This is a genomic window from Kribbella sp. NPDC051936 (assembly GCF_040680955.1).
Lineage (GTDB): Bacteria > Actinomycetota > Actinomycetes > Propionibacteriales > Kribbellaceae > Kribbella.
This window is the reverse complement of sequence record NZ_JBFAXS010000001.1, coordinates 319,166-330,918: the sequence shown is the minus strand read 5'-3', so window position 1 is coordinate 330,918 and position 11,753 is coordinate 319,166. Positions and strand designations below refer to the sequence as shown.

Annotated in this window: 11 protein-coding genes; 4 read left to right on the top strand and 7 right to left on the bottom strand. The window is 68.2% G+C overall.

The window, feature by feature from the left end; translation table 11 throughout:
* Positions 1-9: 9 nt before the first annotated feature.
* Positions 10-2,061 (bottom strand): DNA topoisomerase (ATP-hydrolyzing) subunit B, encoded by a 2,052-nt coding sequence (gene gyrB, locus AB0L64_RS01715; protein ID WP_363706655.1) that lies wholly within the window; start codon positions 2,059-2,061, stop codon positions 10-12.
* 342 nt (positions 2,062-2,403) lie between these two features.
* On the opposite strand from gyrB, the gene AB0L64_RS01710 reads away from it, so the two are divergent.
* The 3 genes from AB0L64_RS01710 to AB0L64_RS01700 are packed head-to-tail and all read left to right on the top strand — an operon-like array spanning position 2,404 to position 4,201.
* Positions 2,404-3,042, top strand: a complete 639-nt coding sequence (locus AB0L64_RS01710; protein WP_363706653.1) for a hypothetical protein — start codon at positions 2,404-2,406, stop codon at positions 3,040-3,042.
* Complete coding sequence (locus AB0L64_RS01705; RefSeq protein WP_363706651.1) at positions 3,039-3,647, top strand: hypothetical protein; 609 nt, start codon at positions 3,039-3,041, stop codon at positions 3,645-3,647. Before AB0L64_RS01710 ends, AB0L64_RS01705 begins: the two co-directional genes overlap by 4 nt.
* Complete coding sequence (locus AB0L64_RS01700) at positions 3,644-4,201, top strand: hypothetical protein (RefSeq protein ID WP_363706649.1); 558 nt, start codon at positions 3,644-3,646, stop codon at positions 4,199-4,201. The genes AB0L64_RS01705 and AB0L64_RS01700 overlap by 4 nt, the downstream gene beginning before the upstream one ends.
* 10 nt (positions 4,202-4,211) lie before the next feature.
* On the opposite strand, the gene AB0L64_RS01695 is transcribed toward AB0L64_RS01700, so the two are convergent.
* From AB0L64_RS01695 to dnaA, 6 genes are all read right to left on the bottom strand, one after another.
* A complete protein-coding gene (locus AB0L64_RS01695; RefSeq protein WP_363706647.1) occupies positions 4,212-5,558 on the bottom strand; it encodes a hypothetical protein in 1,347 nt (448 codons plus the stop codon).
* Positions 5,559-5,606: 48 nt separating this feature from the next.
* Positions 5,607-6,155: a DciA family protein gene (locus AB0L64_RS01690; protein ID WP_355693690.1), complete on the bottom strand. Its 549-nt coding sequence runs from the start codon at positions 6,153-6,155 to the stop codon at positions 5,607-5,609.
* A complete protein-coding gene (gene recF, locus AB0L64_RS01685; RefSeq protein WP_363706644.1) occupies positions 6,148-7,287 on the bottom strand; it encodes a DNA replication/repair protein RecF in 1,140 nt (379 codons plus the stop codon). Before recF ends, AB0L64_RS01690 begins: the two co-directional genes overlap by 8 nt.
* Before the next feature lies 1 nt (position 7,288).
* Positions 7,289-8,209 (bottom strand): phosphogluconate dehydrogenase (NAD(+)-dependent, decarboxylating), encoded by a 921-nt coding sequence (gene gnd, locus AB0L64_RS01680; RefSeq protein ID WP_355475611.1) that lies wholly within the window; start codon positions 8,207-8,209, stop codon positions 7,289-7,291.
* Between the two features lie 26 nt (positions 8,210-8,235).
* Entirely contained in the window at positions 8,236-9,381 is a 1,146-nt protein-coding gene (dnaN, locus tag AB0L64_RS01675; RefSeq protein WP_363706641.1) for a DNA polymerase III subunit beta, read from the bottom strand.
* 451 nt (positions 9,382-9,832) lie between these two features.
* Positions 9,833-11,533, bottom strand: coding sequence for a chromosomal replication initiator protein DnaA (dnaA, locus tag AB0L64_RS01670; protein WP_363706639.1), 1,701 nt, complete (start codon positions 11,531-11,533; stop codon positions 9,833-9,835).
* On the opposite strand from dnaA, the gene AB0L64_RS01665 reads away from it, so the two are divergent.
* On the top strand, positions 11,528-11,749 hold the full coding sequence (locus AB0L64_RS01665; protein ID WP_363706637.1) for a hypothetical protein: 222 nt from the start codon (positions 11,528-11,530) through the stop codon (positions 11,747-11,749). The genes dnaA and AB0L64_RS01665 overlap by 6 nt on opposite strands.
* Positions 11,750-11,753: the final 4 nt, after the last annotated feature.

Sequence of the window (11,753 nt, the reverse complement as noted above, 5' to 3'; positions counted from 1 at the left end):
GGCGAGAACTCAGATGTCGAGGAACCGGACATCGCGGGCGTTGCGCTGGATGAAGCTGCGCCGTGCCTCGATGTCGTCGCCCATCAGCGTCTGGAACGTCTCGTCGGCGCGCACCGCGTCGTCGAGGGTGATCTGCAGCAGCACCCGGTTGGCCGGGTCCATCGTGGTCTCCCACAGCTCGTTCGCGTTCATCTCGCCCAGACCCTTGTAGCGCTGGATCGGGTTCTCCTTGGGTAGCTTCTTGCCTGCCTCGAGGCCGGCTTCGAGCAGTCCGTCGCGCTCGCGGTCGTTGTAGGCCAACTCGTGCGGCTGGTTGCTCCAGCGGATCTTGTACAGCGGCGGCTGCGCGGCGTACACGTGCCCGCGCTCGATCAGCGGCCGCATGAACCGGAACAGCAGGGTCAGCAGCAGGGTCCGGATGTGCTGGCCGTCGACGTCGGCGTCGGCCATGATCACGATCTTGTGGTACCGGAGCTTCTCTTCGTCGAAGTCCTCGTGGATGCCGGTGCCGAGCGCCGAGATGATCGCCTGGACCTCGTTGTTCTGCAGGACCTTGTCGATCCGGGCCTTCTCGACGTTCAGGATCTTGCCGCGGATCGGCAGGATGGCCTGGAACTTCGGGTCCCGGCCGCCCTTCGCGGAGCCGCCCGCCGAGTCACCCTCGACGATGTAGACCTCGCACTCCTCCGGGTTGGTCGACTGGCAGTCGGCCAGCTTGCCCGGGAGGCCGCCGCCGCCGAGCAGGCCCTTGCGGTTGCGGGCCAGGTCGCGGGCCTTGCGGGCCGCGATCCGGGCGCTGGCCGCGGCGGTCGCCTTGCGGATGATCTCGCGGCCCTCGGCCGGGTTCTGCTCGAACCAGGCGCCGAGCCGGTCGTTCACGACCCGCTGGACGAAGCCCTTGACCTCGGTGTTGCCGAGCTTGGTCTTGGTCTGGCCCTCGAACTGCGGCTCGGCGAGCTTGACCGAGATGATCGCGGTCAGGCCTTCCCGGATGTCGTCACCGGTGAGCCTGTCCTCCTTCTTCTTGATCATCCCCTGGTCCTCGCCGAAGCCGTTCACCAGCGAGGTGAGCGCGGCCCGGAAGCCCTCTTCGTGGGTGCCGCCCTCGTGGGTGTTGATCGCGTTCGCGAAAGTGTGCACGGACTCCTGGAAGGAGCCGCTCCACTGCAGCGCGACCTCGAGGCTCATCGTGTCGTCGGCGGCCGCCGCCTCGAACGAGATGACGTCGCGGTGCACGGTCTCGCGGATCCCGGTCAGGTACTTCACGTAGTCGACCAGGCCGTCGGCGTACCGGAAGGACTGCTCGAGCGGCTTGCCGTCCTCGTCGATGTGGTCGGGGCGCTCGTCCCGGATCACCAGCTCGAGGCCCTTGTTCAGGAACGCGTACTCGCGGAAGCGGGTGGCCAGCGTCTCGTACGAGTACGTCGTGGTCTCGAAGACGTCCGGGCTGGCCCAGAACGTGATCGTCGTACCGTTCGACGTCGAGGTGCCGATCTCGGCCAGGTCCTCGTCCGGGGCGCCCATCGTGAAGGACTGTGTGTACAGCTTGCCGCCGGTCTTCACGTCGACCTTGAGCCGGGTGGACAGCGCGTTCACGACCGAGACGCCGACGCCGTGCAGACCGCCGGACACCTTGTAACCGCCGCCGCCGAACTTGCCGCCGGCGTGCAGCACGGTCAGTACGACGGTGACGGCCGGCTTGCCCTCGGACTCGACGATGCCGACCGGGATGCCACGGCCGTTGTCCTCGACCCGGACCCCGCCGTCGGCGAGCAGCGTCACCACGATGCGGTCGCCGTACCCGGCCATCGCCTCGTCGACCGCGTTGTCGACCACCTCGGTGACCAGATGGTGCAGACCCCGCTCGCCGGTGGACCCGATGTACATACCGGGACGCTTCCGGACCGCGTCCAGACCCTCCAGGACCTGGATGGCGCTCGCGTCGTACTCGCGCTCGACGACCGAGGAGCGAATCTCGTGCAGATCGGCTGCGGCGGTATCACTGAGGCCGATGGGGTCGGCGGACTGGTTGGCGTCGATCTCGGTCGGCTCGTCGGTCACCGGTGGTTGTCCTCCTCGGACCCCGCGTTCGCGAGGCATCGCGGCACAGTTGAGCCGCCCTCCACGGTGATGGCAGAGGTGCGGCTCGCTCTACACGGTCCATTCTACCCGTCGACCGAAGCAGAACCGGCCACCAGCCGCCTGAAACTCATGCCAGGGCGTCTTTTCTCCCTCATTGCCATGTCCCCTCTCGCGGGAGGGGGGCCAGAAAGCGCTCACGGCCTCTCAGTGGCCTCCGGGTGTTTCGCCACTGACCACTCCGGCGGCTACCGGTCCAGACCGCACAGTCCGGCCGGGGAGCGTGTGCCCGGCGCGCACCCACGGCCCTCTAGGATCGCAGCCGTGGAAAGTCTCGACGAGGTCATCGATGCGATGATCGCCGACCGGGTGATTCACCGGCACCGGCGGATCTGGTTGCTGCTGATCGCCCTCGTCGTGGTGGCGGCGCTGGTCGTGCTGGCCACCGGCGGCTGGAAAGAGAAGACGGGCCGCACGGTCCCGACCCTGGACGCGCCGGCGACGGTGACCGCCGGCCGGTTCGAGTTCAACTTCACCAAGGCCGAGATCATCCGCAAGCCCAAGGGCGAGTACAGCGACGCCGAGACCACGCTCCGGGTCTACTTCACCGCGAAGAACATCGACTCCGAGGAATACACCAGTGAGTCGATCCAGGGCGACCTGCTCAGGTTCGTCCCGGGCGGGGGCCAGGACCTGATCAAGTCGAACGGCGGCTCCTGCCGCGGCGACAACCTCAACTGGGTGCTCGTCTACGGGCTCCCGCCGGAGGAGTGCAGCACGAAGTTCGACGTCGAACCGGACTTCGCCGCCGACGTCGTCGAGATCGGCGTCCTGCAGGAGCACTACGACAGCGACAACGGGGCCCTCGGTGTGAACGAGAAGCCGTACTGGCACAACGAGGATCCGGCCGCCGTCGTCCGGCTGAAGCCGACCGTTGTCATCGACGACGGGAAGAACAAGTGAAGCTCTACCGCCCCGCGACCATCCTGGTCGGTCTGCTGTTCATCTTGATCGGCGGCGTGGCCCGGCTGGCCGGCCCCGACCAGGTGTACGGCGACGACTCGAACCTGAAGGTCGTGCACGGCACCATCGGCGAGGCCCTCCCGTACGCGGGCAGCGGGTCGACGATCAAGGTGACCCGGATCAAGTTCGCCCGCAAGATCCTCAGCGGGGACGGGGGCTCCGACGACAAGCCGATCGACACCAACGGCATCTTCGTCGCGGTCGAGTGGGACGCCGTGCGCGGCGTGAAGGACCCCGACACCTTCACGCCGACGCTGATCACCGACGGCGACAGTGTGTACGAGAAGGTCAGCGATCCGAACGAGAGCGAGATGAGCTTCCCCGATGCGGGCTTCGCCAGCACGGGAGCCATCGTCTTCGAGGTCAACCCGACCGACCTGAAGGGCCTGACCCTGAGACTCAAGCCGAGCATGCTCTGGAACGTCTACAACTCCGAGGTGCGCGTCGACCTGGGTGTCCCGACCGAGGACATCGCCCAGCAGATGGTCGACCACGCCGACGACCAGTACGTCGTCAACGACTCGGTCACCCGGGTGGCGTCGTGAACCTCGCGAGCCGGGCGAGCCGGCTGGTCGTACAGGCGTCGCTGATGGTCGGCCTGCTGGGCCTCGGATCGTTCACCCTGCTGCACCCGTACCTGAGCGACGACGAGCAGCTGTACAAGCAGGGCCGGGTCGACGAGGTCGTCAGCCAAGGCCCGGTGACGGTCCAGAGCATCGAGTGGAAGCTGGACTCGCTGAAGGCCTACACCTCGATCCTGAACGAGGACGGCGAGGCGATCGAGCTCGACGCACCGGCCGGGTCCATCTTCATGCTGGCCACGCTCACCGTGACCCCGCGGAAGGGGATCATGCTCAAGGACCAGGGCTTCAGCTGTGACGCGCTGCTGCGCGACAGCAAGGGCAACACCTGGGACGACACACTGGCGACCGGTTACCCGCTGCCGACGTTCTGCGGTGACGACGACCATCCGTTCACGATGGACAAGCCGGCCAAGATCGCGAAGGTGTACATCGTCCCGAAGAGCGCCGTACCGAACCTGGTCGGCCTGACCGTCGAGGACTTCTACATCCACCGCCGGGTCCTGATCACTCCCTGACGGGCAGCGGTCAGACGGTCGCGGGAGCGGGCTCCTTGACCTCGCGCGGCGCCTTGGCCTGGGCGATCGCCGCGGCCTCGGCCCGGCGCTCGTTGCCGACCGAGATGCACAGGTCGAACGCGGCGGCCAGGAGCGCGATCCGCAGCGGCTCGAAGAGCAGCCCCTGGATCAGGTTCGCGATCTCGTGGTTCATCAGGCCCCAGTACTGCCCATGGATGCCGAGCAACCGCTGGAAGGCGACGAACGCCCAGTCGTTGCCGAGCAGCCAGAACGTGTAGACCAGGCAGACCACGCCGAGGAACACCGGGCCGACCCGGACCAGCAGCCGGAACGCGTTGATCGCGGGGTAGAACTTCTCCCGGACACCTGCCAGCAGCAGGTCCGGTGCCTTGTAGGTCAAGCCGACGATCCGGCCCCGCTGCGGCGCCTGCTGCGCCTCGGTCTGCGCGCCGAGCCGGCGCTCCAGCCGCGTCCCGCGGAAGACGCCTCCGCTGGACAGCACCCGGTGGCCGAAGACGACCGTGGTGATCGCCAGCCAGGTCAGCGGCTCGGCGATGCCCAGCTTGAACATCGGCCAGAGCGTCTCCCACAGGAAGCCCCAGAGGAACTCGATACCGGCCGGGATCGGGATGTGGATCTTGTCGAAGAAGCCCTTGACGCCGTCCCACCAGTCCAGCGACCAGTACCAGAAGCTGCGGTCCTTGAACCACTCCTTGCCCTCGTCGATCGCGTACGGCGTGATGACGAAGGTGAGCAGCACGAAGAAGGCCTCGGCCCAGACCTGGGTCAGCTTGACCGGCCGGCTCGGCCAGCGGTCGTCGACGGACTGGAGGACGCGGCGCAGCACCAGGAGGACGGCAAGCGCGGGCAGGTAGTTGTGCCAGCTGTGGATTCCCACCTTGAAGAACCCCGAGCCGGGCTGCAGTCCGTTCTGGACGAGGTACGTGGCGCTCAACTGGCTGACCTGCTGGTCGAAGAATCCCCACGCCGACCAGACCGCGACCAGCGGCAGCAGCGTGACGGCCAGCAGTTCGAGCAGGCCGCGCTGGGTCGGGTCGGACGTCTCCTCGGCCTCGTCGCTCGCCGCGTCGCGCCACCGGTACAGCGACATCGCGCAGGTCCGGATCATGCCGACGGCGGCGATGATCTGCAGCAGCACGCCGACCGCGAACAACCCCGTGCCGAGACTGGAGTGCAGGTGCTCGGCCAGCCAGATCGCGCCCTGCGAGCACACCGTGAAGCCGACGAACCCGGCCACCCACCAGGTGGTCATGGGCAGCAGGTTCTTCCACCAGAGCCGGAACGTATCCCCGATCAGGTGGACCATCTCGCGAAAGCCGTCGACGAGCGTGCGCATCGCGCCTGATCCTAGGGGAGGGCCGGGTCCTCCCAGCAATTCAGTCCGTCATCCGTAGGTGTCGCGGGGGCCGCGGCCGCCGCGGATGGTGCGGGGGCCCTTGCGCCAGGTGTAGGTGTTGGGGCCGAGGACCTTGACCTGGGAGACGGTGCCTTCGCCGAGTTCGGCGTTCAGGCGGAAGAGCAGTTGCGGGACGAGCAGGTCGAGCTGGACCTTCCACGCGGTCGACGACGTACGGACGGTGAGGACGGTGTCGTCGTACGACTCCGGCTTGCAGTGTTCGGCCATCTCGGGGCCGACGATGGACGGCCAGCGCGCCATCACGCCGTGAACGGCGACGTCGACCTCCCAGCCCTGGTCGCGCATCAGCCGGCCGAGCGTGTTGGTCAGGCGCTGGGGATCGCGGTCGTCGGGGCGGGCGCTGCTGATCTGGGCTCCGAGCCGCGGCCGGCGGCGGCGCTTGACCGGCTTGATCCCGCCCTTCGCCGCCTGCTGCTTCAGCCGCGCCGCCAGGGATTTGGCGAGCTCCAGGCCCTGCTTGTCGTGCTCGGCCTCGCTCTCGGGGACGCTCTCGGAGGAATCCGGGGGTTCAGGCACGCTGAACGACCCCCTCACCCACCTCGAAGCGCGCTCCGCTGAGCTCGGCGGGCACGTCCGCGCCGACCGCCGCGGTCACCAGCACCTGCTCGGCCGGCGCGACCAGCTCGGCCAGCCGGTCCCGGCGCTGCGAGTCGAGCTCGGCGAACACGTCGTCGAGGATCAGCACCGGTTCACCCCCGTCCGCACGGAGCAGGTCGTACGACGCCAGTCGCAGCGCGAGCGCGAACGACCAGGACTCACCGTGACTCGCGTACCCCTTAGCGGGCAAGTCCCCGAGCCCGAGCAGTACGTCGTCGCGGTGCGGGCCGACCAGCGACACGCCGCGGTCGAGCTCGTCCTGCCGCTTCTCCCGCACCGCCGCGAGCAGCACCTCCTCGAGCTGCTCCCGAGACGCCACCCCGGGCTCGAGCAGGACCGACGACTTGTACTCGAGCCGCGCGTCACCCTTGCCGCGGGCAACAGCGTCGTACGCCGTCGAGACCAGCGGGCGGAGCGACTCCAGCAACTCCAGGCGGGTGGCCAGCAGCTCGGACCCGGAGCGGGCGAGATGCGAGTCCCAGACCTCGAGCGTCCGGAGCTGCCCCTCAGCGGCACTCGTCCGGTTCTGCCGGCGCGCCTGCGACGCGCTCCGCAGCAACGAGTTCCGCTGCTTGAGCACCCGGTCGTAGTCCTGCCGTACGCCGGCCATCCGCGGCGCTCGCAGCGTCAGCAGTTCGTCGAGGAACCGCCGGCGCTCGGACGGATCGCCCTTCACCAGCGCGAGGTCCTCCGGCGCGAACAGCACCGTGCGCAGCAGACCGAGCACTTCCCGTGGCCGCGGTACCGGCGACCGGTTGATCCGGGCCCGGTTTGCCTTCCCAGGATTGATTTCCAGCTCGACCACCACGTCGCGGTCGTACTGGCTGCGGATCTCCGTCCGCACGATCGCCCGGGTGGCGCCGGCCCGCACCAGCGGTGCGTCGTTGGCCACCCGGTGCGAACCGAGCGTCGCGGTGTAGTGGATCGCCTCGACCAGGTTGGTCTTGCCGTGGCCGTTCGGCCCGACGAAGGCCGTCACGCCCGGAGCGAGCTGGACCTCCGCCTGCTGGTAGGACCGGAAGTCGAGCAGACCCAGGGCGGTGACGTACACCTCAGTTCTTGGGCGGGGTCGCGTACGACGGATCGGCGGCCTCGGCACCCTTCACCGCGTGTCCGCCGAACTGGTTGCGCATCGCGGCGATCGCCTTCATCGCCGGCGAGTCCTCCTGCCGGGACGCGAACCGCGCGAACAGCGCGGCCGAAATGGCCGGCATCGGTACCGCGTGGTCGATCGCGGCCTCGACCGTCCAGCGGCCCTCGCCGGAGTCGTCGGCGTACCCGCGGATCTTGGCCAGGTGGCTGTCGTCCTTCAGCGAGGCGACCAGCAGATCGAGCAGCCAGGACCGGATCACGGTGCCCTCGCGCCAGGACTCGAAGGCCTCCGGCACGTTCTCCACGACGTCCGCGGCCTCGAGCAGCTCGTAGCCCTCGGCGTACGCCTGCATGATCCCGTACTCGATGCCGTTGTGGACCATCTTCGAGAAGTGCCCGGCGCCGACCTTGCCGGCGTGCACGAAGCCGAACTCACCCTCGGGCTTCAGCGCCTCGAAGATCGGCATCACCTGCTCGACGGTCTCCTTGTCGCCGCCGCACATCAGCGCGTAGCCGTTCTCCAGGCCCCAGACACCGCCGGACACGCCGCAGTCGACGAAGCGGATGCCCTTCTCGGCGAGCTGCGCGGCGCGCCGGGTGTCGTCGGTCCAGCGGCTGTTGCCGCCGTCGATCACGATGTCGCCGGGGGACAGGAGCTCGGCCAACTCGGTGACGACCGGGTCGATCGCCTGCACCGGCACCATGATCCAGACCACCTTGGGCTGGTCGGAGGCGGTGAGCTTGCCGACCATGCCGGCCAGGTCCTTGGCGTCGGAGATGTCCTGGTTGTGATCGAACCCGACCACCGTGTGACCGGCGTTCCGGATCCGCTGGCGCATGTTGCCGCCCATCTTGCCGAGACCGACAAGGCCGAGCTCCATCGTGAATCCCCTTGTTCTGTTGGTGTTCAGCTGTTCAGGCGGACCGGCATCAGGACGTAGCGGAACTCGCTGATCGGTTCACCGTCGAAGTCCGTCACACCGGTCAGTTCGGCCGGCTTCGTCGCCTGCGTGAACGCCAGGTGCGCGACCGGCGTACCGATCGCGCCGAGACCGTCGAGCAGGTACGTCGGGTTGAAGCCTACGGTCACCGGATCGCCGACCACCCGGGCCTCGAGCGACTCCGACGCCTGCGCCTCGTCACCGCTGCCCGCGTCGAGGGTGACGCTGTCCTCTTCGAAGGTCAGCCGGACCGGAGCGTTGCGCTCAGCGACCAGTGCGACGCGCTTCACGGCTTCGACCAGGGTCGCCGTGTCGATCCGCACCCGGGTCGCGATCGCCGCGTCGGTGGGGATGATGCCGCGCACCTTCGGGAACTCGCCGTCCAGCAACCGGGTGGTGGCGCGCCGGTTGCCACCGGACACCTCGCCCTCGAAGCCGACGATGCCGTCACCGCTGCCAGGGGCGGCCAGCGACACGATCACGTCGGAGCCGGTCATCGCCTTGGCGGTCTCCGACAGCACCCGGGCCGGTACCAGCGCGGCCGCGGAGGCGTCGGGGGACTGCGGGTTCCACTGCAGCTCGCGGATGGCCAGCCGGTAGCGGTCGGTGGCCAGCAGCGAGATCGTGGAGCCCTCGATCTCGACCCGGACACCGGTCAGCACCGGCAGCGTGTCCTCGCGGCCGGCCGCGATCACCACCTGGGAGACGGCCTGGGCGAACACGTCGGCCTTGACCGTCCCGCTGGCCGCCGGAAGCTCCGGGAGTGCCGGATATTCCTCTGTGGGAAGCGTCTGGAGCGTGAACCGCGAGCTGCCACAGGTGACCTGTGCCTTCGCGCCGTCCACAGCGACGTCCACGGGCTGGTTCGGAAGGCTCTTGGAGATGTCGGCAACGAGCCGGCCGGAGATCAGGCACTTCCCCGAGTCGGCCACCTGCGCGGGCACCGTGACCCGCACCGACGTCTCGTAGTCGAAGCCGGACAGGGTGATCTGCCCGTCCTCGGCTTCGACGAGAAGGCCGGCAAGGATCGGGACGCTGGGACGACTGGGCAAACTGCGCGCGGCCCAGGCCACCGACTCGGCCAGTACGTCGCGCTCGACGCGAAACTTCACCGCTGGGTGCCTCCTGATTCGGCTGTGTGCCAGGCAGATCCTGCCACGGACAAGTGTGCTGTGCGCCCATCGGGCCTGACGTGGCGCTTCGGGCGGGTCGCGTCGGCGTCGTTCCGGTGCTGCTGCGAGTACTTCCGAGAACAGCCTGACAGGTCCCGCAAGCCGGCGCGAGATCGGGGTTTTCCCCAGATCGGGCCGCTCGATCGTTTTGTGGCCTTCGAGCTCTCTACAGATTCCATAGTGTTCTTCGCACCGGTGGATACTGTGGAAAAGCGGCGACTTCCCAGGTCAGAGGCCGAATCGGGGTGGGGACGCCGTGTGGACGACGCTCGCTTGTGCTGAGGACGACGGTGGACGGCGAAATCTGTCCCCACAGCCAATCCACACCACAGACGAGGCTTTCCACGGCGATACCCACACTTTTCCACAGCTGTGTCCCCAGCCTGTGTGGTTACTGCTGCTTGGCTTGGTGCTTGATCCGGTTGGTCAGTTCGGTGACCTGGTTGAAGACGCTGCGCCGCTCCGACATCAGTTGCCGGATCTTCCGTTCGGCGTGCATCACCGTCGTGTGGTCGCGGCCTCCGAACTGCTGACCGATCTTCGGCAGCGACAGGTCGGTCAGCTCGCGGCACAGATACATGGCGATCTGCCGGGCGGTGACCAGCACGCGGCTCCGGCTCGAGCCGCACAGGTCGTCGATCGACAGACCGAAGTACGACGCCGTCTGGCCCATGATCATGCTCGCGGTCACCTCGGGCTTGCTGCCTTCGGGGATCAGGTCCTTCAGCACGATCTCGGCCAGGCTCAGGTCGACCGGCTGCCGGTTCAGGCTGGCGAACGCGGTGACCCGGATCAGCGCGCCCTCGAGCTCGCGGATGTTGGTCTGCACCTTCGACGCGATGAACTCCAGCACCTCCGGCGGCGCCGTCAGCCGCTCGGTCGCGGCCTTCTTCCGCAGGATCGCGATCCGGGTCTCGAGGTCCGGCGGCTGGATGTCGGTGATCAGGCCCCACTCGAACCGGTTCCGCAGCCGGTCCTCCAGCGCCTCCAGGCGTTTCGGCGCGCGGTCGGAGCTGATCACGATCTGCTTGTTCGCGTTGTGCAGCGTGTTGAAGGTGTGGAAGAACTCTTCCTGGGTCTGGATCTTGCCTTCCAGGAACTGGATGTCGTCGATCAGCAGCACGTCGACGTCGCGGTACCGGCGCTGGAACTGGGACGCCTTGTCGTCGCGGATCGCGTTGATGAAGTCGTTGGTGAACTCTTCGCTGGACACATACCGCACGCGGGCTCCGGTGTAGAGGCTGCGGACGTAGTGCCCGATCGCGTGCAGCAGGTGGGTCTTGCCCAGACCCGAGTCGCCGTAGATCAGCTGCGGGTTGTACGCCTTGCCCGGTGCTTCGGCGACGGCGACGGCCGCTGCGTGCGCGAACCGGTTCGAGCTGCCGATGACGAAGGTTTCGAAGGTGTACTTCGGGTTCAGCCGCGCTTCACCCTGCGCCTCGGTGGCCGGCTGCGACGAACCGTTCGGCGGCGGGGCGACCGATCCGAGCGGCTGACCGAACGACGACTGCTGCTGCGGGGCCGGCTGCTGCTCGTAGTGCTGCGGAGCCGGCGGCGCGCTGAAATGGTTGTCCGGATCGGTCAGCGCGGACTGGATGGTCGGCTGGAAGGCACCGTCGGTGCGCAGCGGCTCGCGGACGGGCGGCGGCTGCTGCATCGGCTGCTGCGGCGCGTGCTGTTGGGGCACATGCTGCTGCGGCGCGGGTTGTTGTGGAGGCTGCTGTGTGTACTGCGGTTGCGGCGGAGCTTGCTGTTCGCGGAGCTCCGGATCGAGGGACGGGTCGACGGTGACAGCGATCCGGATGTCACGTCCGAAGCTCTCGGTGAGGATCCGCTCGAGGTCCGGACGGAGGCGGGTCTCGAGCTGTCCGCGGGTGAAGTCGTCAGGCACCGCGACGATCGCCGTGCTTTCGTGCAGCGTGACCGGACGCGAGTTGGTCAGCCAGGCCCGCTGGTTCGGCGGCAGCCCGGCAAGCACGCGAGCCCACGCCTCACCCAGGTCCGTCGCGGCCGGAGCCGCCGTCTGTGCCTGCACCGGCGGCTGCAACTGCTGCGCTTGCGGCGGCTGCGGTTGCGGGTGCTGCGGGTGCATCTGCTGTGGCTGCACCTGGTGAGTCGGCTGTGGCTGCGACTGCTGCGGCTGCGACTGGTGGTGCTGCGACTGGTGGTGCTGCGGCTGCTGGTGCTGCGGCTGCTGGGGTGGCGACTGCTGGGGTGGCGACTGCTGGGGTGGCGACTGCTGGGGTGGCGACTGCTGCGGCTGCTGCGCTGGCGTGTGCTGCTGCGCCTGCGGTTGCGTCGGCTGTAGCACT

Coding starts and splice junctions, on each gene's coding strand:
- gnd (WP_355475611.1), bottom strand. CDS start 8,209: ATGGAGCTCGGCCTTGTCGGTCTCGGCAAGATGGGCGGCAACATGCGC.
- AB0L64_RS01695 (WP_363706647.1), bottom strand. CDS start 5,558: ATGCGCACGCTCGTCGACGGCTTTCGCGAGATGGTCCACCTGATCGGG.
- dnaA (WP_363706639.1), bottom strand. CDS start 11,533: ATGCACCCGCAGCACCCGCAACCGCAGCCGCCGCAAGCGCAGCAGTTG.